We start from the raw sequence: 25,606 nt of genomic DNA on the forward strand, positions 1-25,606 counted from the left end.
GTGCAAGGAAACGAGATAATATTTTTTATTTCGGTAAAGCAATTATAAGATAATATCATTTAACTCTTTAATTACAAAGATTTAATAATTCTCTCCAATAGTTTTTTATATTTTGATTTAAAATTAATTTTTACCTATTATTAATGGTTTAATGGTTTAATGGTTTAATGGTTTAATGGTTTAATGGTTTAATGGTTTAATGGTTTAATGGTTTAATGGTTTAATGGTTTAATTAATTTATTATTTTATTGATAATAAAAGGCCCGAAAAACTGACTTTTCGGGCCTTGGCCTTATTGAGTTGAAAATTACTGATTATTAATCAGATTATTTCAATTCCAGTTCATTCATTGCGGCAATGCTGAAACCACCGTCAACATGCAGGATTTCACCGGTAATACCGCCGGACAGATCCGAGCACAAGAATGCCGCAGCGTTACCAACATCTTCAGTTGTTACGGTGCGGCGAATTGGGTTAACGGCTTCACAGTGAGCCAGCATCTTACGGAAATCTTTGATGCCAGACGCTGCCAAAGTGCGGATAGGTCCGGCAGAGATACCGTTAACACGAACACCTTCAGCACCCATAGCGTTAGCCATATAACGAACATTAGCTTCCAGAGATGCCTTTGCCAGCCCCATGACATTATAGTTAGGGATTGAGCGCTCTGCTCCCAGGTAGGTGAGAGTCAGTAAAGCAGAATTTGGGTTCAGCATTTCACGGCAAGTTTTTGCCATGGCAACAAAGCTGTAAGAACTGATATCGTGCGCGATTCTAAAACCTTCGCGGGTAACGGAACTGACATAGTTACCATCCAGTTGATCAGCAGGTGCAAAGCCAATGGAGTGAACAAAACCATCGAATTTTGGCCAAACTTTACTCAGTTCGGTGAACAGGGCTTCGATGCTTGCGTCTTCAGCTACATCGCAAGGCAGAACGATAGTAGAGTTTAGGGAAGCGGCAAATTCTTCAACACGAGGTTTCAACTTGTCATTTTGATAAGTGAAAGCCAGCTCCGCTCCCTGGTCATGCATAGCTTTTGCAACACCATAAGCGATGGAAAGTTTACTGGCGACGCCAGTGATCAGAATGCGCTTGCCGGTCATAAAACCCATAACAGTATCCTTGTGTAATAACGCCGATAATGATATTCATGGATTAAAATTACTCACAGAGACAATATCAATATGACGTTTTATTGTTAATAAACCCAGTAATTCTATCACGCTAGAGAGAAATATGCTGTATTTTGCATTCTGCTCCGAGCAGTGATTATCGTTTTCTATATGTTAAGGAATATCCTGCCGCCAGGCATCAGCGGTGAGTGCTTCACCAAAATGGCTAGCGATCAGACGGCGGGTCATATCATGCAAAGGAGAAGCCAACACTTCTGCTGTATTTCCCCGCTCAACAACTTCCCCTTGATGCATGACCAGCACCTGATCGCTGATATGTTTCATCATGCCAAGATGCTGGGTGACATAGAGGTAAGAAATACCTTGTTTCTCCTGTAATTCCAACATCAGATTGATGATTTGAGATCGCATAGACATATCGAGTGATGCTAATGCCTCATCAGCAATAATAATCTGAGGTTGTAATATCAATGCGCGCGCCAGTGCTACTCGCTGTTTCTGGCCTGAGGCTAACATATGTGGATAATAATTGGCATGGTCCGGTAACAGGCCAACTTGTCGCAATGTCTGGTTGATCCGTTTTTCCCGCTCCGCTGTATTGAGTTCGGTATTAAGCAGAAGAGGAATATCAAGAATTTGTCCAATACGCTGACGAGGATTTAGCGACGTACTTGGGTCCTGAAATATCATGCGAATACGTTGGCTGCGATAACTGTAATCACCGTAAGTGAGTTTATGTCCCTCGATCATGATTTCACCGGCAGTTGGCTCGATGACACCTGACAGCATTTTTGCCAGTGTTGATTTGCCAGAACCGTTTTCACCAATAATCGCCAGTGTCTGTTTAGCTTTTAAGGTAAAGCTAACGGGTTTTACCGCATCAAGATATTGACGATGAAAAAAACCGGTTCGATAGCGAAAAGTTTTAGCCAAATTCCTAACTTCCAGCAGAGTATTCACCAATTACTGTTCCTCCAGATTCAGTGGAAAATGGCAGGCAAAAGCGTGATTTTTAATCACCCGCAACCGTGGTGTTTCAATACACGTTTTTTGCGCATAAGGGCAACGCGGACCTAAACGGCAGCCGATTGGCAGATGTTCAAGGGATGGAATAGCGCCTGATAAGGTGTTTAACCTGCTTTTATGGGGCAACGAGCGACCAAAATCAGGGATAGCGCGGCTTAACGCTTGTGTGTAGGGATGGTGTGGTGTTATCAGTAATTCATCGGGAACGGCGCTTTCGACCGTTTGGCCACAATAGAGAACATTAATGCGATCCACCAGTTTGCTCATAACTTGCAAGTCATGACTTATCAGTAAAATGGTGGTGTGGTTGTTCTGATTTAATCGAGCTAGCAGACGGAAAATCTGAGCTTGCGTGGTTGGTTCCATCGCATTGGTTGGTTCATCTGCAATCAACAGACGTGGTTGGTTAGCCAACGCGATAGCAATCATGACCTTTTGGCACTCTCCCTCCGTTAATTCGCAAGGGAAGCTACTCATAATGTCTTTATGATCTTTAATTCCCACACGGTGGAGTAATTCAATAGCCCGGCGTTTTCGCCATTTGAAACGTTGCCACCAACGGCCTTTGTAAGTCCAGCTAGGGATGGCTTGAATGAGTTGCTGACCAATATTTTCAGAAGGATCAAGACAGGATTGTGGCTCCTGAAAAATCATTGAGATATTGTGGCCGATCACTTTGCGGCGCTGACGTGGAGTCAGACGGAGCAGGTCAATATCATCGAAGCGAAAACGGTCAGCCGTCACTTTGAGATTATCTTTAGTGACTCCGCTTATTGCTTTGGCAATCAGGCTTTTACCTGAACCGGATTCACCCACCAGACCGCGTATTTCACCTTCTATCAGTGACATACTGACGCGATCAACCGCTTTAACTGGCCCTTTGGCAGTCATAAATTCAATAGTGAGATTGCGAATATCGAGTAATGGCATTATTCCACCCCGGAATTAATTGCTCGGTGTAATCCATCACCTAATAAATTGACTAACAAGACACAGAACATGATTGCCGCGCCGGGCAACATAACGGTCCAGGGCGCAACATAGATTAGCTCCAGTGAATCGCCCAACATGGCTCCCCATTCGGGTGAGGGAAGTTGGGCGCCAAGATCAAGAAAACCAAGTGAAGCGATATCAAGTATGGCGATAGAAAGGGCACGAGTTAGCTCATTGATCAAGGCGGCGGTAATGTTTGGTAATACGGCGTACCATAGAATATGGTAATTAGAGGCACCATCCAGGCGGGCGGCAATCACATATTCTTTATCTAGCTCATCGTGAACCGCGCTGTAAACGGTGCGAACGATACGTGGCAATAGCGCCAACCAAATAGCGATTATTGCATGTTGCAAACTGGCGCCGACAAAGGCGACGACAATAATTGCCAGCAATAGTGATGGGATAGAGAGTAATGTATCGAGAATATGATTGAGCACCGCGGATTTCAGTCCTCGTGTCATGCCTGCCAGACAGCCGATAATCAGACCACATAAAGCGGCTGCTAAAGTGACTAACAGCGCTGAACCAAATGTAGAGGCCGTCCCTATTAGTAATCGGCTGAGAATGTCGCGCCCAAGATCGTCGGTACCTAGAAAAAATGCGATATTACCGTGATATGACCATGAAGGTGGTAGTAACTGATGACCAAGAAATTGTTGATCGAGCTTATAGGGGGCCAGATAACTACCAAACAGACTTAGGGCGATCAGAATCAGCACCCCATAAAACCCCATCATTGCCAACATGTCAGAATAAAAAAAGCGCCAGATGACCTTTATCGGTGACGGCATTTTCTTTTCACGATAAAAATTATCTAAGGGCATACCATTCCTTATGCTTCAGAGGGTTAGTCATCGCGCCAATAATATCGGACAGAACATTAACGGAAATCACCAGTGTGCCAATTACCATAACACTGGCGGAAATGGCGGAATAATCTTGCTGACGAATGGCACTGACCAACCAATGACCAAGTCCCGGCCAGTTAAATACCAGTTCCGTCATCATTGCCAGTGTCAGCATGGTGGAAAATTGTAATCCCAGTTTCGGAATGATAGGGGGCAACGCATTGTGTAATACATGACGACGGATAATTGTCAGCCTTGATAAACCACGGGTTGCGGCGGCTTTGATGTAGTTTTCACCAAAAACTTCTTCCGTGCTGTTTCTCATCAACCGGATAACTTCGGTTGTCGGTGCAACGGCGAGTGTAATAACGGGTAGCAGCAAGTGTTGCAGGGCACTGATGATCATCTCATTACGATAGGGTGATTTTGATAACCAGGCATCAATTAATGAGAAACCTGTAACAGGTTCAATCTGATATAGCAGATTAAAGCGCCCGGAGACGGGTAGCCAGCCGAGATAAAGGGAGAAAAATAGGGTGAGTAATAATGCTAGCCAAAAAATTGGGATGGAAAATCCGACTAAAGCAATGGAGATGATAACAGTATCCGCTGGTTTGTTACGCCATACTCCCGCAATAATCCCGAGTGGGATGCCGATTAGCAAGGCGGCAGAGAAAGCCAGAATACAGAGCTCCATTGTGGCGGGGAACACTTCCCGTAGTTGTTCGCTGATAAGTTCACCATTAATGCTGGATACGCCAAAATCCCATAGTAATAAGCTGTTGAAGTAGAATATATAAGCGTCAAATAGGGATGCCCCGCTGAGTGGAGCATTGGGGGTAAAGTAACTGAGGCTAAAGCTTATCAGTGACAGGAAAAACAGGGTAATAATCAGCAATAACAGACGACGGAGAGTGTAAATAATCATTTGCCATCCTTCTGAGTCATTCGGTTAGTCTCTTTTTCCCGATAAACGCCAGCGAAAGAGGCATTACCAAATGGACTGAGTACTAGCCCTTTAATATCATGACGGTAAGCCTGTAAATGCAGAGAATAGGCTAATGGTAATATAGGTAATTGCTGCTCAAGGGTTTGTTGAGCCATATGATAATACTTAATTCGGGATAATAATTGTTGGTTAATCAAAGCTTCCCGCAAAATTTTATCAAATGTTGGATCACACCAATGGCTGAAATTTGTCTGTGAAGCGATAGCCGCGCAGCTTAACAGTGGACGGAAAAAACTGTCTGGGTCATTACTGTCGGTTGACCAGCCTGATAAGGTCATATCGTGAGATTTATCCATCAGTTTGGTTTCCTGAAAGCGGCCTTCAACAGGCTTGATACTCATGGTAATACCAACTTGTGCTAAATCGGCCTGAATCAGCTCTGCCATTTTGAGTGGACTTGGATTATATGATTGAGAGGCGGAAGGTACCCATAAGCTCAATTGCAAGCCATTTAATCCGAGATCATTGAGCATCTTACGGGATTTTTTTGGGTTGTATTCCGTAATTTCAGTTTGATTATCATAAGCCCATGACGCTCGAGGTAAAATTGATGAGGCTGTCTCCGCCGTACCATAATAGATGGATTGCATCAGCCGTTGGTTATTAATAGCGTAGGCAATGGCTTGCCGAACCTGTAGCTTATCAAGTGGTGGCTTGCTGGTATTGAAAGCCAGATAAGCGATATTCATTCCTGGGCGTAAAGTCAGACGCAGGCGGGGATCATCTCGTAAAACTGTAAGCTGACTGGCAGCGGGATACGCTAATACATCACATTCACCGGTTAAGAGTTTGGACATCCTGCCGGTACCGCCGGCACCGACGTCAATAACTATCTGGCGCATTTGTGGTTTGCCTTTCCAGTATTGATCATGGCGAACTAGCCGGATAAATTGTCTGGTCCGATGATCTTCCAACATAAACGGGCCTGTGCCGACAGGTTTCCAGTCAATTTGTTCATGGCGGTTCATTTGATGCAATTGTTGCCCATATTCTTGTGAAAGTATTGGGGCATAGTGGGTTGCCAAATGCCAAAGAAAAGAAGCATCTGGTTCTTTCAAGCGAAACTCCACCGTATATTCATTAAGTTTACGGATACTTTGAATAGAATCGGCCAGTTGGAGGCTGTCAAAATAGGGGTAATGCCCGCCATTGACGTCGTGATAATAGTGTTGCTTATCAAACAGACGTTTAAAGCTGAAGATGACATCATCAGCATTCATGTTGCGGGTCGGAGTAAACCAGTCTGTTGATTGAAATGAGACATTATGGCGCAAATAAAAACGGTAGGTAGCGCCATTATCCAGTACCTCCCAATGGGAGGCTAATTCAGGGAGCAAACGGTAAGTGTAAGGGTCAACATCCAGTAAACGCTCATAGAGTTGTGCTGCCAGTGTATCGACAGTTAAGCCGCTGCTAGCCAGTTGGGGATTAAAGGTATTCAGGTTACCGTTAACGCAATAAATAAACCCTTGTTGCTGAATGTCAGCCGGAACGTGGGTTTTTTTTTCAGGCGTAGCTATTGTTTCTGCAATAGCCGGGACTGAAAGGGATAATATGATCCAATAAATCAAACTGCGCATATAAGGCATCTGTTATTAATTAGAATTGACACATTGTATCTCAATTCGCGCTTGAGCCCAAAAAAACGCTGCGGGGATGGTAATGAGAAAAATTCTCAACAAAGTGCTTTACAAAACGTATTGATAACCATTATCATCTGTATCGCACTTACCGGGAACAGATGTTATGTCCCAGGAAAGGCACGACATTGCTCACATTGCTTCCAGTGTTTTTTAGCCAGCTCGGGTGCTGGCTTTTTTTTATCTGTAATCCGGCTCACTTATCGCCGACGTTGATATCATGTTTCTTCATTAAACCTCGTAATTGATAATAGGTCAGCCGTAGTTTCTCTGCTGCTTTTCTTTGGTTAAACCTGCTCTCTTTTAATGATAACTCTATTAATTGTCGTTCGCTGTCATGTTGCCACTGTTTCAAATTAACAGGCAGTGAAGGCAGAAGTCGTGAAGATAAATCATTACTATCATCAACATTGGCTATAAAATGCAGTGTGGAGGCGAATGGGTTAATAATAATATTATCAAGTTGAGCAGAATTTTCGCCGTGACGATAAACCGATCGTTCCACGGCATTTTTCAGTTCACGGATATTACCGGGCCAAGTGTAATTCTGTAACTGCTTTTTTGCCTGGTCAGTGAAACCGGGAAATAGTGGTAAATCAAGTTCGCGGCACATCTGAATAGCAAAATGTTGTGCTAGCAACATGATATCTTGCTGCCGTTGCCGCAATGGTGGGATTTTAACCACATCGAAAGCCAATCTATCGAGCAAATCAGCGCGGAATTGCCCTTTAGCTGCCATTGCGGGCAGATTATCATTGGTCGCGCATATCAGTCGAGCATCGACTTGTAATGGTTGACTGCCGCCAACGCGTTCGAGGTGCCCATATTCAATGACGCGCAATAGCTTTTCCTGAACTTGCATTGGTGCGGTTGCCAGTTCATCAAGAAATAGCGTACCCCCATCGGCACGTTCAAATCTTCCTTGATGTCTTTTTTGTGCGCCAGTAAATGCGCCAGCCTCATGACCAAATAACTCTGAATCCAATAAATTTTCATTCAAAGCCGCGCAGTTTAGGGAGATAAATGGTCCTTGCCAGCGGGGGGATAAATAATGCAAACGGCGGGCAATCAGTTCTTTGCCGGTTCCGCGTTCCCCAATAACGATAACGGGTTTGTTTAATTTTGCCAGCGCGGATACCTGCTCCAGGATTTCAATAAAGCTGTTTGCTTCACCTAATAGATTTTCCGTGGTGTCATTCATAGTCATTTTCACCAACAATTGGTTATTTTAGCCACTTTATTACGTTGTGGTAAAAAGTCAAATAAAAAAATTTCTTTATATTTCATAAAAGTAGAGTAAATAAAAAGTTGGCACGACTTTTGATATGAGTATGGGATAGGAAATAGCAGTGACATCAATAGTACCAACCAATCTTAACCAAAGAGGATAATTTACTATGGGTATTTTCTCTCGTTTTGCTGATATCGTGAATGCCAATATCTCTTCATTACTGGATAAAGCGGAAGATCCGCAGAAAATGATTCGCCTGATGATTCAGGAAATGGAAGATACTTTAGTTGAAATTCGTTCAACTTCTGCTCGTGCCCTGGCGGAGAAAAAGCAGTTATCTCGCCGCATTACCTCAGGTGAACAACAGATGCACGATTGGCAGGAAAAAGCGGAACTGGCGTTGAATAAAGAGAGAGACGATTTAGCGCGGGCAGCTCTGCTTGAAAAACAGAAAGTGGCTGCTTTAGTGGATACATTGAAACATGAATTAACCGTATTGGAAGAGACACTTGAGCGTATGAAAGGGGAGATTGTTGAGCTTGAAAACAAACTTAGCGAAACTCGAGCAAGACAACAGGCGTTGGCTCTGCGTCATCAGGCGGCAGCCTCTTCCCGGCAGGTTCGTCATCAACTTGACAGCGGTAAAATTGATCAGGCAATGGCTCGCTTCGAACAATTTGAACGCCGTATCGATCATATGGAAGCGGAAGCAGAAGCCGTGGGCATGGGAAAACAAAAATCTCTGGATCAACAGTTTGCTGAATTAAAAGCAGACGATGAAATCAGTGCGCAGTTAGCGGCAATGAAGGCTAAAATAAATGCTAATAAAGAACAACATTAAATGTTGCTGCACTCAACTAACCATTAAGGAAAAGTGATGGGTTCTATATTTCTTGGCATTCCACTGACTATCTTCGTACTTTTTGTATTACCCATCTGGTTGTGGTTGCATTATAACAGCCGGAATTCAAACCAAAGTCAGTTGGATCAGCATGAAATTCAGCATCTGGCAGAGCGTGTACAACATATGCAGGCACGAATTAAAACATTGGAAGATATTCTGGATGCAGAACATCCTAACTGGAGGCAATCATAATGTCGAATGGTAACCGCCGGAAACTGTACCGGATACCTGAGAAGGGCAAGATTAAAGGTGTTTGCGCCGGGTTGGCCTATTATTTTGATGTGCCAGTACGTTTGATTCGTGTTATCGCGGTATTGTCACTCTTCTTTGGCCTGTTTGGTTTTGTGGTTGTTGCCTATATTGTACTGGTTTTCATCCTTGATCCGGCGCCCACGGGTTATACCCAAGAGGGCTATTTTTCAGCCCAAAACTTGCTGAATGAAATTGATTATCAATTGAAATCGGGAGAGATTCGTCTGCGCCAAATGGAGCGTTATGTCACCTCGGAAACGTTCAGCGTTCGCAGTCGTTTCAGGCAGCTTTGATAATAATTTAGGAATGCCTTGGGCTAGTTGTGGGGTAATTAGCGTTGAAACGAAGTCATGAAGCGGCGGAACACGATAATTGGTTCCGGGAACAAGTGAAACAAGGTCTGAATGAAGCCGATGACCCTAACACGGTTTGGGTTTCTCATAAGTTGGCAAAACAAGAGATGCAATGTCAGCGTGAAACCCTGCAAGCACGAGTTGCAGGAAAAGTTAAATGATGTAACTGGTATTGCCTGATCGTAATATTTATCATAGGAGAGACATGAAACGGCTGCAAAATGAATTAACTGCGCTGGTTAATCGTGGGATAGATCGCCATTTGCGGTTAGCTGTAACAGGATTAAGTCGTAGTGGTAAAACAGCGTTTATCACCTCTTTGGTTAATCAGCTACTTAACCTCCATAGCGGTGCCCGGTTGCCGTTATTTTCTGCTGTGCGTGATGGTCGTTTGTTGGGGGTAAAACGGGTTCCTCAACGCGATTTAGGCGTTCCTCGTTTTACTTATGATGAAGGGTTGACCGCACTTTACAGCACACCACCTGTCTGGCCGACACCGACACGGGGTGTCAGTGAAATCCGGCTGGCGCTTCGTTACCGTTCTGAGAATTCTCTGCTGCGTCATTTTAAAGAAACTGCCACGTTATATCTGGAAATTGTGGATTATCCCGGCGAATGGCTGTTAGATCTACCGATGTTGGCACAAAGTTATTTAGCATGGTCACATCAGATGAATGGCTTATTGCGGGGACAAAGGGCTGAATGGGCAAAACCTTGGTTGGAACTTTGCAAACAGTGCGATCCACTGGCACCCGCGGATGAGAATCTATTGGCTGCTATTGCTCAGGCTTATACGGAATATTTGGTTAAATGCAAAGAGCAAGGGTTGCATTTTATTCAACCGGGGAGATTTGTTCTGCCCGGTGACATGATGGGTGCTCCGGTTTTACAATTTTTCCCGTGGCCGGATATCAACAATACTACAGAGTCACAATTTGCTCAGGCAGATCAACACACGAATATCGGTATGTTGCGTCAGCGCTTTGAATATTACTGCCAGTCGGTTGTGAAAGGGTTTTATAAAGCGCATTTTCTACGTTTTGATCGGCAGATTGTATTGATCGATTGTTTACAGCCATTGAACAGTGGACCACAAGCATTTGATGATATGCGTTTGGCGTTGACACAATTAATGCAGAGTTTTCATTATGGTAAACGAACGCTCTTCCGCCGCCTGTTTTCCCCTTGCATTGATAAATTAATGTTTGCGGCTAGTAAGGCAGATCATGTTACCGCAGATCAGCATGCTAATTTGGTTTCTTTACTCCAGCAATTGGTTCAGGAAGCCAGACAAAATGCGGCTTTTGAAGGTATCAGCATGGATTGTGTTGGCCTGGCATCGGTACGGGCGACAGAAAGTGGCATGATTGAACATAATGGTGAAAGGATTCCGGCGTTGAAAGGATATCGGCTTACAGATGGTAAATCACTGACATTTTTTCCCGGAGAGGTGCCACGGCGTTTACCTGAGGATAATTTCTGGCAAAAACAGGGTTTCTCTTTCGAGGAGTTTAGCCCTTGTCCGGTAAATGTTGATACATCGTTGCCTCATATCCGGTTGGATACCGTGCTGGAATTTTTAGTGGGAGATAAAGTGAAATGACGGAGCCCTTGAAGCCAAGAATTGACTTTGAAGAGCCTTTACCGGGGCCACAAGAGCCGGTTTTAAAACCCGCTCAGATTTTCGATGAAAAAGACATGGCGAATTTCTATCCTGTATCGTCGGAGCTTGAGACGGAAGAGCGCGAAGGTCAGGTGGAAGGGATAGTTAACGCAGCACTGAAACCCAAGCATGGTTGCTGGCGTAAAATGGTATATGGCGCTCTGATTTTATTGGGCGTGAGTGTTGTTGCTCAGCTTGTACAGTGGATTTATCAATCATGGCGGCAACAAGATTGGAGCGCGTTAAGTGTAGCGGCGGCAGGGGGCATGATTGTCTTTGCGGGTATAGGTTCTCTTGTCAGTGAATGGCGTCGTCTTTATCGGCTGAGAATGCGGTCTGAGGAGCGCGATACTGCGAGAGCGTTATTGCAACATCATGGTGTGGGTAAAGGGCGGGAATTTTGTGAGAAGTTGGCAAGTCAGGCGGGTATCGAACAGCATCACCCGGCGTTACAGCGCTGGCGGGCCGCTTTACATGATACACATAACGATCGTGAAGTGGTGGTGTTGTACAGTAAATGGGTTCAACCTGTTTTGGACTCTCAAGTCAGGGCTGAAATCAGCCGCTGTGCTGCGGAATCAGCATTAATGATAGCAGTCAGCCCGTTGGCCATTGTCGATATGGCATTTATTGCCTGGCGTAATATCCGGCTAATTAATCGTATTGCCGCTCTATATGGTATTGAACTGGGATATTTTAGTCGTATTCGGCTCTTCCGCCTTGTTCTACTGAATATTGTTTTTTCTGGTGCTTCGGAAGTGGTGCGGGAAGTGGGTATGGATTGGTTATCGCAGGATATCGCCGCGCGTCTTTCTGCCAGAGCCGCTCAAGGGATCGGTGTCGGTTTACTGACCGCCCGACTGGGTATCAAAGCGATGGAATTATGCCGGCCATTACCTTGGATAGAAGGTGACAAACCTAAATTAGGAGATTTCCGTCGTCAGCTAATCACTCAACTTAAGAATATCCTGCCAAATAACGCTAAGAATATAGTTAATTAAATGATATATGTTTTAATTCTATCTGAACGCACAAAATATCCAGATAACGACAATATTTTACGTTATTTTATTAATCTGTTTTATAATCAATCTTAAAATTTGTTTATTTTAGTGAAAGTTTCAAATGCTGTGTTATTTACGACATTAAAAAATCGGAGTCTGGTCAATTTTTACTGACAGAATGCTTCATATGAATAATCGTAGAGAGTAGTATTTTAAAAAATTATATGTATTCGTGTAAATAAGGTCAAAACAGATGCGCTTAGAAGTTATTTGCCATGATCGAATTGGGCTGACCCGTGAATTGCTCGATCTACTGGTGTTAGAGAATATTGATTTAAAAGGGATAGAAATATCCCAAATCGGCCGGATTTACCTTAATTTTTCACCAGTTGATTTCAATGTATTTCGTAAATTGATGGCGGAAATTCGCCGTATTAATGGTGTTATTGATGTTCGTACCGTCTCTTTCATGCCTTCTGAAAGAGAACACAAAGCGATGTGTGCACTGTTGGAATCCTTGCCTGAGCCTGTTTTTTCAGTTGATCTGAAAGGAAATATTGAGCTTGCTAACTCTGCGGTGTTTAAGCTGTTTGGTGTTAGTGAGGAACAAACTTATCAAAAACCTATCGGGCAGTTTATCAGCGGTTATAACTTTTCGCGCTGGTTTGAAAATAAAAATGTCCAGCAACGTGTGGAAAGGATAACTCTCAAAGGTCTGGACTACCTGATGGATATTACTCCCATTCAACTGATTGATGAAAAGCAGAAAATGCAGTGTGTTGGCACAGTGATTATGCTCAAATCCGCGGCTCGAATAGGGAATCAACTGAAAAAACTGGCTGTCAATGATGGTAGTGAGTTTAAGACGATTATCGCTGTTAGTCCAAAAATGACTCAGATTATTGAGCAGGCCCGTAAAATGGCGATGCTGGATGCGCCACTGTTGCTGATTGGCGAGACAGGAACTGGCAAGGATATTCTGGCAAAAGCCTGTCATTTACACAGCTTACGCGGAAAACAGCCTTTTTTGGGGTTGAACTGCGCATCGATGCCGGATGATGTAGTAGAAAGTGAACTGTTTGGCTATGCTGCCGGCGCTTATCCTAATGCAATTGAAGGAAAGAAAGGTTTCTTCGAGCAGGCTAATGGTGGCACTGTTTTACTGGATGAAATTGGTGAAATGTCGCCACAGATGCAAATTAAGCTGCTGCGTTTTCTGAATGACGGTACTTTTCGCCGAGTAGGGGAAGAAAACGAAGTCAAAGTGAATGTCAGGGTTATCTGTGCTACACAAAAAAATCTGGTTGAATTGGTGCAGCGAGGGGAATTTCGCGAAGATCTCTATTATCGCCTGAATGTGTTGGCGATTACACTCCCGCCGTTGCGTGATCGCAAAGCAGATATTATGCCGCTGGTGGAGTATTTTATTGAGCGTTTTTCTGAAGAACAGGGAGTACTGAAACCGAAATTGTCCCCTGAACTTTCCCACTTTCTGACGAGTTACAGTTGGCCCGGTAACGTAAGGCAGTTACAAAATTCCATCTATCGGGCGCTGACTCAGCTCGAAAATATGGAGCTGACGCCGCGGGATATACAACTACCAGAGTTTGAAACAGAGGTTTCTTTTAGTGAGGATGTGTTCAATGGTTCTCTGGATGAAATCAGTAAACGTTTTGAACGTTCGGTGTTAACGCGTCTTTATCGGCACTATCCCAGCACGCGTAAACTGGCTAAACGTCTTGGGGTATCGCATACGGCAATTGCCAATAAATTGAGAGAATATGGTCTGAGTAGCAGGAAGCATGCTACTGAATATGAACCGGATGATGACGAATAAAACAATGCCCACCGGAAGTGGGCACTATATAAATCACGGGATTTATTTCAGTACGGCCAGTGCGCTATCGTAATCTGGCTCATTAGTGATTTCATCAACCAGTTGGCTATAAATCACGTTATCGCTTTCATCAAGCACAATGACTGCACGGGCTGTGAGACCACTCAGAGGACTGTCGCTGATGGCAACGCCATAATCTTCACTGAAAGTACCGCCACGCAGGGTAGACAGCGTGACGACATTTGATAACCCTTCCGCGCCACAGAAACGGGACTGAGCAAAAGGCAGATCGGCAGAAATGCACAGTACGACGGTATTTTCCAAATCATTCGCGACCTGATTAAATTTACGTACTGATGCTGCACAAACACCGGTATCGATACTTGGGAAAATATTCAGCACCTTATTTTTTCCGGCATAGTGGCTAAGAGAGATATCGGAGAGATCTTTGGCTGTCAGAGTAAAATCTTTCGCTTTTTCCCCTGATGTTGGGAACTGGCCGCTTACGGCGATATCATTGCCTTGAAATTTTACTGTTTGTGTCATAGTTTTCTTCCTCTGATAAATGAACCACGATTGCCCAGTGTAGAAGAATATCCGGCTCTTGCCCATCAAAAATAGTGCTTGTGAGAGTAAAATTGTCTGATTGTGTCATTTTGGCAATGGTTTATAATTTAATAATGGGATATCTATTTTATAACAGGGCAGACTATTACCTTATGCGCTATTTCAATCTGATTTCTTGTGCACTACTTATCAATAGTTCTCTTATCACCGTTTCTGCTTTTGCCGCGGAAGTTCCTCCTGGCACTCAACTTAATGACAAACAGGAACTGGTGCGTCATCTAAAAGACGAACCGGCATCCTTAGACCCGATTAATGCCGTCGGTCTGACAGAGGCGCAAGTTCAGCGTGATCTGTTTGAAGGGCTGGTGAATCAGGATGCGTATGGCAACGCCATTCCTGGTGTCGCGGTAGCGTGGAAAACAGCAGACAACAAAACTTGGTTTTTTACGTTGCGTTCCGATGCCCGTTGGTCAAATGGCGAGCCCGTTACCGCGACAGATTTTGTGTATAGTTGGCAGCGGTTGGTCACGCCGGCTAATACGTCATCTTTTGCTTGGTTTGCCGCACTAGCGGGTATTGAAAATGCTCAGGGAATTATTGATGGTAAATTAATTCCTGCAAAATTGGGTGTTGAGGCCATTGATAAACACACACTAAAGGTGACGCTAAACCGGCCTGTGCCTTATTTTCCTAACCTGACGGCGAATTTCAGTCTCTATCCGGTCAATAAGAAGATAGTAGAAAAATATGGGAAAGAGTGGATAAAAGTTGGCAATTTGGTGGGGAATGGCGCTTTCGAATTACATGATCGAATTGTTAATGAAAAAATCGTCCTGACACCAAACCCTTATTACTGGGAGCATAAAAAAACGGTGCTGACCAAAGTCACATTCGTACCAATTAATCAGGAATCACACGCCACTAAACGCTATCTGGCGGATGATTTGGATATTACCGAATCCTTCCCGAAAAATAGGTATAAAAAATTGCAGCATGATTTACCTGGGCAAGTCTATACGCCGGATCAGTTGGGGACCTATTATTACGCTTTTAACACACAGCGTGCACCGACTAATGATGCCAGAGTGCGTAAAGCGCTTTCCATGGCAATTGACCGTAAAGTCATTGCGGAAAAAGTCTTGGGGACAGGCGAGAAACCTGCCTGGCATTTTACGCCGGATGTGACCGCCAGTTTCCAGCCGATGATCAGTGAAATGGAACAACATACACAAGCAGAATTGGACCAACAAGCCAAAGTTTTGTTACAAGCGGCTGGTTACGGGCCGAACAATCCACTGAAACTTTCTCTGCTCTATAATAATTCCGAGAACCACCAGAAAATTGCTATCGCTATTGCTTCTATGTGGAAGAAGAAACTGGGTGTGCAAGTGAATCTGATGAATCAGGAATGGAAAACTTATATTGATAGCCGTAACACGGGCAATTTTGATGTTATTCGTGCATCTTGGGTTGGTGATTATAACGAACCTTCTACATTTTTAAGCCTGTTAACTTCAACGCATAGTGGCAATATTGCTAAATTCCATCAGGCGAATTATGACAAATTGCTACAATCCGCTAGCTTGCGAACAGATAATGCGTTAAGGAATGATGACTATAATAAAGCGGAGCAAATGATTGCTGAACAGGCGCCTATTGCACCGATTTATCAATACACTAACGGCAGGTTGATAAAGCCTTGGCTAAAAGGATACCCGATCACCAATCCTGAAGACGTGGCATATAGTCATACTATGTACATAATTAAGCACTGAGGATAAGGAGTTGGATGTGGAAACCATTTATGGCTCATCACTGAAAGAGGCTGATGCAGTCTATGCTTGTCAGTTTGATGGTCAAGGCGGCATGACAGCGATTGATATGAATGGATTCGCCACACCAACTCAACCTTTTTGGCAACATTTGGATTACCATAATCCGAAGAGTTATCGCTGGATAATGGACACTGATTTGTTGCCAGAAACTGTCAAAAAGGGGCTGGCTGGAGAGAGTGTTAGGCCGAAAATAATCCGCACTGGCGGTGGGACGATGATCACGCTGCGAACAATTAATAGCAATAAAAGTGAACGTCCCGATCAACTAGTCACGTTCCGTATTTATATTAATGCTGAAATTGTTATTTCCAGTCGTCATCGTAAAGTGCATTCACTTGAGCAGGTATTGCATGATTTACAAAATGGCATAGGTGCGAAAACGACCGGGCACTGGTTGGTTGAAATGGTTGATGCGATAACTGATGAAGTGGGTAATTTTATTGAAGATCTTCATGACAACCTTATTGAGCTTGAGAATATGATTCTGGAGCAACGGATACCAGAACGGGGTGGGTTAGCTTTATTGCGTAAACAATTGATTATTCTGCGTCGTTATATGGCGCCTCAACGAGATGTATTTGCCCGTCTTGCGAGTGAAAGATTACTCTGGATGAGTGATGAAGATCGTCACCGAATGCAGGAAATATCTGACCGCTTGGGAAGAGAATTGGATGATTTGGATGGTTGCATTGCTCGCACGGCAGTTATTTCAGATGAAATGACATCCATAATGGCGGATGCGATGAACCGCCGTACTTATACTATGTCATTACTTGCTATGATTTTTTTGCCGACAACCTTCCTGACTGGGTTATTTGGTGTCAACCTTGGTGGTATTCCTGGCAATGAATATTATTTAGGTTTTGCTCTCTTTTGTTTATTGTTATTCGGGTTGGTTTTGCTTGTTGCGTGGTGGTTAAAACAAAGTAAATGGTTATGAAAATTAAATAAGAAACACAACTGCGGGGAAATGTTACTAAAACTGATTCTTAATTTGAGATATATCAATATTCACCAGTCGTCATTGAGGCATGATAACTCTCGCAGGTGAAAACAACGTTAAGCGATGAACGTTGTTCTCCGTAATTGTAGTTTTTCTCACATAAGTCTTTATACAGAATAATTGCCCATTCTTGTGCCGATATTAATTTATAATGTCGGCTTTTTTTATTTTTCATTGTCGTTGTAGGAAACTAAATAAAAATCAAGACGAAAAAGAAGAAGAAATTAACGCTCTGAAATATATCCAGAGCGGTATGATTAAATGCCTACCCCAATGGGCGTAATTGTTGCAGGCAGTAAGAATAACTATTTTACTTCAACAATATCCAACCGTTCCGATTGATAATCGGACTGATCTTCTATATCAACAACGGGTTGTATGGGTAATTCTTCGCGGTCAAAGGCGAGATCACCACCATCAATAACTTCGCTGCCGTGAGTGATATGTTTAAAATCGAATAAATTAAAATCGCTGAGATGAGATGGAACGACATTTTGTACCGCCCGAAACATGGTTTCAATTCTGCCCGGATAACGCTTATCCCATTCCCGTAACATATCCTTAATAACCTGGCGTTGCAGGTTGGGTTGTGAACCACAGAGATTACAAGGAATGATCGGGAATGCTTTGGCGGTTGCATAGCGCTCAATATCTTTCTCACGGCAATAGGCAAGCGGGCGAATGACAATATGTTTACCATCATCACTCATCAACTTTGGTGGCATACCTTTTAGTTTGCCACCGTAAAACATGTTGAGAAATAAAGTCTGCAAAATATCATCACGGTGATGGCCTAATGCAATTTTCGTTGCACCCAACTCAGTGGCTGTACGATATAAGATGCCACGGCGTAGACGGGAACAGAGTGAGCACGTTGTTTTACCTTCGGGTATTTTCTCTTTCACTATGCCATAAGTATTTTCTTCGACAATTTTATATTCGACACCCAGTTCATCCAGATAAGCGGGAAGGATATGCTCAGGAAAACCGGGTTGTTTCTGATCCAGATTAACTGCAACAAGTGAAAAATTAACCGGAGCGCTTTTTTGCAGATTTTGCAGGATAGACAGCAGAGTATAACTATCTTTACCACCAGAAAGGCAGACCATAATGCGATCACCTTCCTCAATCATATTGAAATCAGCGATTGCTTGACCGACATCACGGCGTAAACGCTTTTGTAATTTGTTCAGGTTATATTGTTGTTTCTGATCCACCACGGACACTCGTAGATAATGTTTAAATGGGATTTAGGGGGTGGAGTATACCATTTTTATTACCTGACACCTTAAAAGAGTTTGTGATAGGTTCCGCTCGTTTTTACCTGTTAATGCTAATCAATTGATAGCTTTTTCTGTTGTCGAAGGTGAAGAGCGCCCATACTCTGGATTCTATTGGTAACCGGTATCAGAATGGAGATGAAAATCGAATTACGGTGCTGTAATTCAATCATGGTCTGACTGTTGCTCAGCATGTTAATTATCAGCCGGTAAACTTCATTAAATTATTAGATAAATCTTCCCCATTGTTAATGATAGCGGCTGCTAACCGTGAAAAACTGGAACTAACATTTGATATTTATCGGACCTCTCCAATAGGTTCACAAGAACTTTTTTATTCCATCTTGCTCACTGGAGCAAGAATTTGCAATTTAAATGTTAATTATCCGCATGTTATTAATGATAATAATGGTCAGCCGGAGGAGGTTGTTTCAGTTCAGTATGCTAATATTACTTGTCGACATCATATGGCGGGAACATCAGGATATTGCATTTGGTATGAGATGGTTTATTGATGAATAAATTTTATACGCCTATGTTTTGGTTGGAATATAAATGTGTTTTTCAAATAGGTACATTGCCATTGATATGAAGAAGAATTCTTTCAAATATTAATGGTAATGAAATATATTTTTATTCAATAATTCAATTGATGTTACGCTGATTTAATAACCGACTTGCTTGAAAGCTTAATCCCTTAGGTTGTTGTACGATACAGAAACCGGGTTGAATGTTTATTTTCATATACTCTATTTGTTCTCGTAGTGGTTTTTAACATGTTAGTTCAACGTTAGGCAACGTAACTTCCTTATAGTTTCGCAACCATCATTGCTTAATCAAATGATAAGATTATTTTTAGCTTATAAATGTACAAGTTTTTAATTCTACAGTGCTATGTTTTCTTAGAAATCCTAAAGGTTATCGTGCGAATGATGCTGATCTAAATCTCAAAGCTGTAACCTATCATTAGCACTTTTCCATATTCCCTGTAAAATCTCTCCAACGATTTTCCTGCCTGTGCGGTACTTCTTGAACAGGTGGTAAATAAGGTCTGAATTGGATTTAAGGAACGAAATATATCAATTTTGTTACGTTACACCTTAAAACATTTGTGATAGATTCAGCCAGTTTTGTCTATTAATGTTAGTCGATTTGTTTTTCCTACTATAGAGAGTAAAGATATGAATGGATTTGTATATTTAGCAATGGCAATTGTTGCTGAGGTTATAGCAACGGCTTCATTAAAAGCCTCTGATGGGTTTAGTAAATTATTCCCTTCTATACTGGTCATTGTTGGATACGGCATCGCTTTCTGGGGGTTATCTCAGGTGGTCAAAGTGGTGCCATTGGGAATTGCTTACGCCATATGGTCTGGCTTGGGTATTGTGTTGGTTTCTATTGCCGCGATATTTTTATATCAGCAGAAACTGGATTGGGCGGCTATTTTAGGTATGGCTCTTATTGTTGCGGGTGTAATGGTCATAAACCTGCTTTCTAACAGTAGTGCACATTAATTAACAATTAATGGTGCTCCTGTTTTCCCGGAATCGTTTTCTGGAGAAGAAATATGTTAAACGTCAGTCATAAGAAAGGATTCCAGACAGTCTTATTAGGAGCACTCTTTAGTATTGCTGTATTAGCGGGTTGTAGTAGCCAGGCAGGGAAAATATCTATTCAATATCAGGCGATACAATACTTTCAACCGGAAGTTGCTCTTAGAGATAATGCCAGGGTAATTTGTTCTGATGCAGGTGGTATGCCTGCATTAGCAATACAATTAAACGGCGCGCAAGTACCTGTTTGCCAGTTGGCAAATGGTAAACGTTGTGATGAAAGGGCATTGTTGCAAGGTTCTTGTGCATCAATTTGAGATAGAAATCAAGCAACTCATTGATGATATGAGCAGGAACATGCCGTAGGGTTATTCGGTACTCTTTGGCATGATTCCGCGAGTATATTTGATTCATCAGACAATCATTTTTCGCTGTCTGAATGGGTAATTATTTACGGATAAAAAATTGGCTGATTAATACTAATACCGCAGCAACTAGGTAAGCAGCAAAAATACCGACTAGCCATTGTGGCATCTCTAATGTCAGGAATTGCCACTGTCTTACTGAACAATCACCTGTAGCTTCAAATACAGAAGGAAGCCATTGATTTAACGCCAACCATGAAGGGAAGTTTACGAAGAAGTCACAGGTATTAAATGGAGAAGGGTGTAACTGCATCATAGTATGTTCCCATGCGAGTTGCAGGCCGTTCCAGGCACTGTAGATCCACAAAATAATAGCCAGCCAGCGTAACGGCGTTTTTGGTGCGATCGCACCCAATACCCCGGCACCTAATATACCAAACAGCGCAACCCGTTCATAAATACACATCACGCAGGGTTGTAATTTCATCACATGTTGAAAATATAATGCCGTGCCTTCTAGTATTAGGGCGGTCAAGGTCATTAACAGCCATGCGCTTCGTCCTTGAGAACAGTGGTTTAAAAATCGCATCATTTCCGTTTTTCCATGCAGATTAAGATAAACAATTGAGCGTCTATTTTGCCGATTTACAGGTAACAAAAAAAGTCAATTAAGGTGAATCTGGCTTTTTTGGGGAAAAATAAAACCGTATTGAGCATGATCATTGCTCAATACGGCATGGGTTGGTTAATGCTATAAAACGAATTATTGCCGGTTATGGCAAAGCAATTAAGCCCCAATGAACCATCATGTCAGTGACTGGAATTAGCAGAAATTCCACACACAGCAAACCGACCAGAGTCATGACAATGGTATAAGGTAATGCCATTATCACCATGCGGCCATAAGATAAACGAATCAATGGCGATAATGCCGAGGTCAACAGGAACAGAAATGCGGCTTGTCCGTTAGGTGTTGCAACGGAAGGCAGGTTAGTGCCGGTATTAATCGCAACAGCCAGATATTCAAATTGTTTATGTGAAATTAGCCCCTCCTGCATGGCGGCTCTCGCTTCATTGATATAAACCGTACCGACAAACACGTTATCTGATACTGATGAGAGTAAGCCATTGAACAGATAGAACAGCGAAAGTTGAGAAGTTTCAGAAACCTGTAATACGAACTGAATAAATGGCGTAAACAGTTGCTGGTCAACGATGACTGCAACGATAGAAAAGAAAACTGTCAGTAATGCCGTGAATGGTAGTGCCTCTTCAAATGCCTTACCCAGTGCATGTTCTTCGGTAATACCACAGAACGACGTGGTTAGAATGATGACTGAAAGGCCAATCAGACCAACATCCGCCAGATGAAACGCCAACGCAATAATGAGCCATATCCCTATCAGCACTTGAGCAAGAAGCTGCACTTTTTCTTTACGGGTTCGTTTTGCGCTGGTTTTTTTATCATAATCTTCCAATACCTGTCGGACGCGTTCTGGCAATTCTGCACCATAACCGAACAGTTTAAAGTGTTCGACCAGAAAACAGACTAGCAGCCCGCAGATAAAGACAGGCAGGGTAATTGGAGCCATGCGAATAAAGAAGGTGACAAAATCCCAATTAACGTTTTTGGCGATAATCAGATTTTGTGGTTCTCCTACCATTGTCATCACACCACCGAGTGCAGTACCTAAACCTGCATGCATCATCAGGCTGCGCAAAAAAGCACGAAACTGTTCAAGAGTTTGTTTCTTTTTTGCTGTATCAATGTGATTGTCATGTTTAGAGTTAAGTACATCATGCTGATCAGTAATGAAGTTGTTGTAGATAGAATAGAAACCAAGGGAAACACTAATAACTACCGCGATAACTGTCAGGGCATCAAGAAATGCTGACAGGAATGCGCTGGCCAGGCAGAATGCCAAGGCAAGCATACGCTTGGATTTTATGGAGAGCAGGAGTTTAGTGAAGGCAAATAATAGTAATTGCTTCATAAAGTAAATTCCTGCGACCATAAATATCAGCAACAGTACAACTTCCAAGTTATTAGCAATTTCATGACCGACTTGTTGAGGTGAGGTCATGCCGATGATGACCGCTTCAATTGCCAACAGGCCACCTGGTTGTAACGGGTAACATTTAAGTGCCATTGCTAAAGTAAAGATAAATTCGATAACAAGCAGCCAGCTGGCGACAAATGGGTTAATAAAGAAGAATATCAATGGGTTGATGATGAGAAAGATGATGATAGCTAGCTTATACCAATCTGGCGAGTTGCCGAGAAAGTTTTTTACCGCTGTTTTTAGGATACTGGTTTCCATTGCAATTAAAGTTCCTCTAAATTCGTAAGATCGCGTTCTTTAAACAATAGTACGCTTTAATACAGAATATTTTAAGGGAAATGAGACATAATTAAGCATTAGTACGCTTTTTTTCATGACCGCCTTTACGCTTTCTAGACTACATAGCTATATTGAAGTTGCGTATTCTGATATAATTTCATCTATTATTAGTTGAAAAAGTCACGTTGGAATAATAAAAATATGGTCATTAAGGCTCAAAGTCCCGCAGGTTTTGCGGAAGAGTATATTATTGAGAGTATATGGAACGGTCGTTTTCCTCCAGGCTCCATTCTTCCGGCAGAACGTGAATTATCTGAGTTAATTGGTGTGACAAGGACTACCCTGCGTGAAGTATTGCAGCGTTTGGCTCGTGATGGATGGTTAACTATTCAGCATGGCAAACCAACAAAAGTGAATAACTTTTGGGAAACATCGGGTCTTAATATTTTAGAGACTCTGGCCCGTCTTGATCACGATCGCGTTCCTGAATTGATTGATAACCTACTGGCGGTAAGAACGAATATTGCGGCGATATTCATTCGCACCGCTTTTAAGCATAATCCGAGTAAATCATTGGAAGTACTGGCGGAAAAAGAGCATGTGGAAGATAACTCAGAATCATTTAGTACGCTAGATTATGATATTTTCCGTGGCTTGGCTTTTGCTTCGGGTAATCCAATTTACGGCCTTATTATCAATGGGTTGAAAGGGCTATATACCCGTATAGGGCGTTATTACTTCTCTAATCCTGAGGCGCGTAAATTGGCGCTGAATTTTTATCAGCAACTGGTGATATTATGTCGTGATAAATCCTACGATAACATCATGGAATGTGTACGTAATTATGGTAAAGAGAGCGGTGTTATTTGGCACAGTATGCAAAGTACGATGCCAAGTGATTTGTCTGAAGTGTGTCGCTGATATCTCGTTAGTGTTTTTACTTAATTCCAGACCTTATCCGATCTATTAGTTTCAAATCAAAATTATTTTGAGTTGTCCCGGTGCGGAATGTTCTGTACCGGGAGCTTTGTTTTTTCTCATCTAATCTCAAGCCAATCGTTAATTTCTCTATTTTAGAATATTATTCTGACTTTTGGGTTTTTATTTGAATTTTTATTCCGATTAATTGGTGGTTATTGGTATCTTGTGGTTGTTTAATTGATTCGTTTTTTTCACCGAAAAACTCAAAATAATGACTTGATATGAAATAATTAGCAGGCGATTCATATCGTAATTATTATCTTAATTTTATGATTTTGATATTAATTTTTATAATTTGGTTAGGTATGAATCACAAATAAGCCTGTTGCATAAATGTAATATAATTGTGACCTAAATCATAAATGTAGATTATTGACGTGACCGATGATTGTTCTATATTGGTTTTTTATAAACAGCATATTATGCTTGCCTAAAATTTTAAATCATCCGGGGGCATGATGAAAATCCTTATTTTAGGTAGTGGTGTTATTGGTGTAACCAGTGCCTGGTATTTGGTACAGCAAGGTCATGAAGTCACTGTCATTGATCGCCAGGGAAGTGCTGCTGAGGAAACCAGTGCGGCTAATGCCGGGCAGATCTCGCCGGGATACGCGACCCCGTGGGGAGCGCCGGGTATTCCATTGAAAGCGATTAAGTGGATGTTTCAACGTCATGCTCCGTTGGCTATTCGTCCGGATGGATCGCTGTTTCAGTTACGCTGGATGTGGCAGATGTTGCGTAATTGTGATGCAAGTCACTATGCGATAAATAAGAGTCGGATGGTACGGCTGGCAGAGTACAGTCGTGACTGTATCAAACAGTTGAGGGCAGATACGGGTATTCAATATGAAGGGCGTCAAGGGGGCACGCTTCAGTTATTCCGCACCAATAAGCAGTTTGATAATGCGATGAATGACATAGCCATTCTTGAGCAGGAAGGTGTTCCTTACAATTTATTAACGGCAGATAAACTAGCGACGGTAGAGCCAGCCTTGGCACATGTCGCTCACAAACTAACTGGGGGATTGCAATTACCGAACGACGAGACGGGTGATTGTCAGCTTTTTACTAAAGAGTTGGTAAAAATGGCAGAAGCGGCAGGTGTAACGTTTTTGTTTAATAAACAGGTCAAACAGTTATTGGTCGAAGGGCATCGGATTACCGGCGTCCAGTGTGAAGATGGCGTTATGACAGCAGACAACTATGTTGTTGCAATGGGCGCTTATTCCACTGAATTGCTGAAAGGTGTTGTCAAAATTCCAGTATATCCACTGAAAGGTTATTCATTAACCATGCCTATTGTCGATGCGGAACGGGCTCCGGTATCTACTGCATTGGATGAAACATACAAAATTGCGATTACCCGGTTTGATAACCGTATTCGCGTGGGTGGAATGGCCGAAGTTGTCGGTTTCAATTTGGATCTGCTTAAAGCTCGTTATGAAACATTGAAAATGGTGGTGCAAGACCTTTATCCCGGTGGGGGCGATATTACTCAGGCTCGTTTTTGGACAGGATTACGTCCGATGACGCCAGATGGTACCCCAATTGTTGGCCCGACTGAATATCACAATCTCTACTTAAATACAGGGCATGGGACATTGGGATGGACAATGGCATGTGGTTCCAGTCAGTTACTGGCTGATATTATTTCAGGTAAAAAGCCCGCCATTGCATCCGATGATTTATCAGTATTTCGTTATGTTAATGGTTTTAATACAATATTGAAAACAACATTGGTGCCATTTAGCCATCAATTACACATTGAACTGAGAGGCTAA

The 25,606-nt window shown here is 42.5% G+C and carries 25 protein-coding genes; 14 read left to right on the forward strand and 11 right to left on the reverse strand.

The features are described 5' to 3' along the window. Positions 1-326: 326 nt before the first annotated feature. The 7 genes from fabI to pspF form a co-directional block, all read right to left on the reverse strand. Positions 327-1,115, reverse strand: coding sequence for an enoyl-ACP reductase FabI (fabI, locus tag D3222_RS09415; RefSeq protein WP_118985925.1), 789 nt, complete (start codon positions 1,113-1,115; stop codon positions 327-329). Positions 1,116-1,289: 174 nt separating this feature from the next. Beyond that, the gene (gene sapF / locus D3222_RS09420) at positions 1,290-2,099 is read right to left on the reverse strand and encodes a putrescine export ABC transporter ATP-binding protein SapF (protein ID WP_118985926.1); all 810 of its coding nucleotides are present in this window, start codon (positions 2,097-2,099) and stop codon (positions 1,290-1,292) included. Continuing rightward, positions 2,100-3,092, reverse strand: a complete 993-nt coding sequence (gene sapD, locus D3222_RS09425; RefSeq protein ID WP_118985927.1) for a putrescine export ABC transporter ATP-binding protein SapD — start codon at positions 3,090-3,092, stop codon at positions 2,100-2,102. It lies immediately after the preceding gene. Continuing rightward, on the reverse strand, positions 3,092-3,982 hold the full coding sequence (gene sapC, locus D3222_RS09430; RefSeq protein ID WP_118985928.1) for a putrescine export ABC transporter permease SapC: 891 nt from the start codon (positions 3,980-3,982) through the stop codon (positions 3,092-3,094). The genes sapD and sapC overlap by 1 nt, the downstream gene beginning before the upstream one ends. Next, complete coding sequence (gene sapB, locus D3222_RS09435) at positions 3,969-4,934, reverse strand: putrescine export ABC transporter permease SapB (RefSeq protein ID WP_118985929.1); 966 nt, start codon at positions 4,932-4,934, stop codon at positions 3,969-3,971. The genes sapC and sapB overlap by 14 nt, the downstream gene beginning before the upstream one ends. Next, the gene (gene sapA, locus D3222_RS09440) at positions 4,931-6,595 is read right to left on the reverse strand and encodes an ABC transporter substrate-binding protein SapA (protein ID WP_118985930.1); all 1,665 of its coding nucleotides are present in this window, start codon (positions 6,593-6,595) and stop codon (positions 4,931-4,933) included. Before sapA ends, sapB begins: the two co-directional genes overlap by 4 nt. A 256-nt stretch (positions 6,596-6,851) precedes the next feature. Further along, positions 6,852-7,856 carry a phage shock protein operon transcriptional activator gene (pspF, locus tag D3222_RS09445; protein ID WP_118985931.1) on the reverse strand — a complete coding sequence of 335 codons (1,005 nt, stop codon included), beginning with the start codon at positions 7,854-7,856 and terminating at the stop codon, positions 6,852-6,854. A gap of 196 nt (positions 7,857-8,052) precedes the next feature. Between pspF and pspA the strand changes: the two genes are divergently transcribed. From pspA to tyrR, 7 genes are all read left to right on the forward strand, one after another. Further along, positions 8,053-8,727, forward strand: a complete 675-nt coding sequence (gene pspA, locus D3222_RS09450; RefSeq protein WP_118985932.1) for a phage shock protein PspA — start codon at positions 8,053-8,055, stop codon at positions 8,725-8,727. Positions 8,728-8,763: 36 nt separating this feature from the next. Beyond that, a complete protein-coding gene (gene pspB, locus D3222_RS09455) occupies positions 8,764-8,982 on the forward strand; it encodes an envelope stress response membrane protein PspB (protein ID WP_118985933.1) in 219 nt (72 codons plus the stop codon). Further along, positions 8,982-9,335, forward strand: a complete 354-nt coding sequence (gene pspC, locus D3222_RS09460; protein WP_118985934.1) for an envelope stress response membrane protein PspC — start codon at positions 8,982-8,984, stop codon at positions 9,333-9,335. The genes pspB and pspC overlap by 1 nt, the downstream gene beginning before the upstream one ends. 44 nt (positions 9,336-9,379) lie before the next feature. Continuing rightward, positions 9,380-9,556: a hypothetical protein gene (locus tag D3222_RS09465; RefSeq protein WP_198672776.1), complete on the forward strand. Its 177-nt coding sequence runs from the start codon at positions 9,380-9,382 to the stop codon at positions 9,554-9,556. Between the two features lie 44 nt (positions 9,557-9,600). Further along, positions 9,601-10,998, forward strand: a complete 1,398-nt coding sequence (locus D3222_RS09470; RefSeq protein WP_118985935.1) for a YcjX family protein — start codon at positions 9,601-9,603, stop codon at positions 10,996-10,998. Further along, the gene (locus tag D3222_RS09475) at positions 10,995-12,059 is read left to right on the forward strand and encodes a YcjF family protein (RefSeq protein WP_118985936.1); all 1,065 of its coding nucleotides are present in this window, start codon (positions 10,995-10,997) and stop codon (positions 12,057-12,059) included. The genes D3222_RS09470 and D3222_RS09475 overlap by 4 nt, the downstream gene beginning before the upstream one ends. Before the next feature lie 256 nt (positions 12,060-12,315). Next, a complete protein-coding gene (gene tyrR, locus D3222_RS09480) occupies positions 12,316-13,899 on the forward strand; it encodes a transcriptional regulator TyrR (protein WP_118985937.1) in 1,584 nt (527 codons plus the stop codon). Positions 13,900-13,941: 42 nt separating this feature from the next. Here the strand turns inward: tyrR and tpx are convergent, their stop codons facing one another. Next, the gene (gene tpx / locus D3222_RS09485; protein ID WP_118985938.1) at positions 13,942-14,445 is read right to left on the reverse strand and encodes a thiol peroxidase; all 504 of its coding nucleotides are present in this window, start codon (positions 14,443-14,445) and stop codon (positions 13,942-13,944) included. 173 nt (positions 14,446-14,618) lie between these two features. Here tpx and D3222_RS09490 point away from each other — a divergent pair, with 173 nt between their 5' ends. Beyond that, a complete protein-coding gene (locus tag D3222_RS09490; protein WP_118985939.1) occupies positions 14,619-16,241 on the forward strand; it encodes a peptide ABC transporter substrate-binding protein in 1,623 nt (540 codons plus the stop codon). Positions 16,242-16,257: 16 nt separating this feature from the next. After that, on the forward strand, positions 16,258-17,241 hold the full coding sequence (zntB, locus tag D3222_RS09495; protein ID WP_118985940.1) for a zinc transporter ZntB: 984 nt from the start codon (positions 16,258-16,260) through the stop codon (positions 17,239-17,241). Between the two features lie 368 nt (positions 17,242-17,609). On the opposite strand, the gene ttcA is transcribed toward zntB, so the two are convergent. Then, positions 17,610-18,530: a tRNA 2-thiocytidine(32) synthetase TtcA gene (gene ttcA / locus D3222_RS09500; RefSeq protein ID WP_369973506.1), complete on the reverse strand. Its 921-nt coding sequence runs from the start codon at positions 18,528-18,530 to the stop codon at positions 17,610-17,612. Between the two features lie 230 nt (positions 18,531-18,760). Here ttcA and tssD point away from each other — a divergent pair, with 230 nt between their 5' ends. From tssD to D3222_RS09515, 3 genes are all read left to right on the forward strand, one after another. Continuing rightward, positions 18,761-19,099 carry a type VI secretion system tube protein TssD gene (gene tssD / locus D3222_RS09505; protein ID WP_255417024.1) on the forward strand — a complete coding sequence of 113 codons (339 nt, stop codon included), beginning with the start codon at positions 18,761-18,763 and terminating at the stop codon, positions 19,097-19,099. A 666-nt stretch (positions 19,100-19,765) separates the two neighbouring features. Further along, entirely contained in the window at positions 19,766-20,098 is a 333-nt protein-coding gene (locus D3222_RS09510) for a DMT family transporter (protein ID WP_011146789.1), read from the forward strand. Between the two features lie 53 nt (positions 20,099-20,151). Beyond that, a complete protein-coding gene (locus tag D3222_RS09515) occupies positions 20,152-20,454 on the forward strand; it encodes a putative hemolysin (protein WP_118985942.1) in 303 nt (100 codons plus the stop codon). Positions 20,455-20,584: 130 nt separating this feature from the next. Here the strand turns inward: D3222_RS09515 and dsbB are convergent, their stop codons facing one another. Next, a complete protein-coding gene (gene dsbB / locus D3222_RS09520) occupies positions 20,585-21,094 on the reverse strand; it encodes a disulfide bond formation protein DsbB (RefSeq protein ID WP_118985943.1) in 510 nt (169 codons plus the stop codon). Positions 21,095-21,275: 181 nt separating this feature from the next. Beyond that, entirely contained in the window at positions 21,276-22,823 is a 1,548-nt protein-coding gene (nhaB, locus tag D3222_RS09525) for a sodium/proton antiporter NhaB (RefSeq protein WP_118985944.1), read from the reverse strand. A 222-nt stretch (positions 22,824-23,045) separates the two neighbouring features. Here nhaB and fadR point away from each other — a divergent pair, with 222 nt between their 5' ends. Beyond that, positions 23,046-23,765, forward strand: a complete 720-nt coding sequence (fadR, locus tag D3222_RS09530) for a fatty acid metabolism transcriptional regulator FadR (RefSeq protein WP_118985945.1) — start codon at positions 23,046-23,048, stop codon at positions 23,763-23,765. A 518-nt stretch (positions 23,766-24,283) separates the two neighbouring features. Continuing rightward, a complete protein-coding gene (locus tag D3222_RS09535; RefSeq protein WP_118985946.1) occupies positions 24,284-25,606 on the forward strand; it encodes a D-amino acid dehydrogenase in 1,323 nt (440 codons plus the stop codon).

The organism is Photorhabdus sp. CRCIA-P01, assembly GCF_003545805.1.
Taxonomy (GTDB): Bacteria; Pseudomonadota; Gammaproteobacteria; order Enterobacterales; family Enterobacteriaceae; genus Photorhabdus; species Photorhabdus antumapuensis.

Excerpts from the sequence above, each read along its gene's own strand:
- D3222_RS09470 (WP_118985935.1), top strand. The coding sequence starts at position 9,601 with ATGAAACGGCTGCAAAATGAATTAACTGCGCTGGTTAATCGTGGGATA.
- fadR (WP_118985945.1), top strand. The coding sequence starts at position 23,046 with ATGGTCATTAAGGCTCAAAGTCCCGCAGGTTTTGCGGAAGAGTATATT.
- pspC (WP_118985934.1), top strand. The coding sequence starts at position 8,982 with ATGTCGAATGGTAACCGCCGGAAACTGTACCGGATACCTGAGAAGGGC.
- tyrR (WP_118985937.1), top strand. The coding sequence starts at position 12,316 with ATGCGCTTAGAAGTTATTTGCCATGATCGAATTGGGCTGACCCGTGAA.
- D3222_RS09515 (WP_118985942.1), top strand. The coding sequence starts at position 20,152 with ATGTTAAACGTCAGTCATAAGAAAGGATTCCAGACAGTCTTATTAGGA.
- pspB (WP_118985933.1), top strand. The coding sequence starts at position 8,764 with ATGGGTTCTATATTTCTTGGCATTCCACTGACTATCTTCGTACTTTTT.
- sapC (WP_118985928.1), bottom strand. The coding sequence starts at position 3,982 with ATGCCCTTAGATAATTTTTATCGTGAAAAGAAAATGCCGTCACCGATA.
- nhaB (WP_118985944.1), bottom strand. The coding sequence starts at position 22,823 with ATGGAAACCAGTATCCTAAAAACAGCGGTAAAAAACTTTCTCGGCAAC.
- fabI (WP_118985925.1), bottom strand. The coding sequence starts at position 1,115 with ATGGGTTTTATGACCGGCAAGCGCATTCTGATCACTGGCGTCGCCAGT.
- sapD (WP_118985927.1), bottom strand. The coding sequence starts at position 3,092 with ATGCCATTACTCGATATTCGCAATCTCACTATTGAATTTATGACTGCC.
- pspA (WP_118985932.1), top strand. The coding sequence starts at position 8,053 with ATGGGTATTTTCTCTCGTTTTGCTGATATCGTGAATGCCAATATCTCT.
- D3222_RS09535 (WP_118985946.1), top strand. The coding sequence starts at position 24,284 with ATGAAAATCCTTATTTTAGGTAGTGGTGTTATTGGTGTAACCAGTGCC.
- tpx (WP_118985938.1), bottom strand. The coding sequence starts at position 14,445 with ATGACACAAACAGTAAAATTTCAAGGCAATGATATCGCCGTAAGCGGC.
- dsbB (WP_118985943.1), bottom strand. The coding sequence starts at position 21,094 with ATGATGCGATTTTTAAACCACTGTTCTCAAGGACGAAGCGCATGGCTG.
- pspF (WP_118985931.1), bottom strand. The coding sequence starts at position 7,856 with ATGAATGACACCACGGAAAATCTATTAGGTGAAGCAAACAGCTTTATT.
- D3222_RS09475 (WP_118985936.1), top strand. The coding sequence starts at position 10,995 with ATGACGGAGCCCTTGAAGCCAAGAATTGACTTTGAAGAGCCTTTACCG.
- D3222_RS09510 (WP_011146789.1), top strand. The coding sequence starts at position 19,766 with ATGAATGGATTTGTATATTTAGCAATGGCAATTGTTGCTGAGGTTATA.
- sapA (WP_118985930.1), bottom strand. The coding sequence starts at position 6,595 with ATGCGCAGTTTGATTTATTGGATCATATTATCCCTTTCAGTCCCGGCT.
- D3222_RS09490 (WP_118985939.1), top strand. The coding sequence starts at position 14,619 with ATGCGCTATTTCAATCTGATTTCTTGTGCACTACTTATCAATAGTTCT.
- sapB (WP_118985929.1), bottom strand. The coding sequence starts at position 4,934 with ATGATTATTTACACTCTCCGTCGTCTGTTATTGCTGATTATTACCCTG.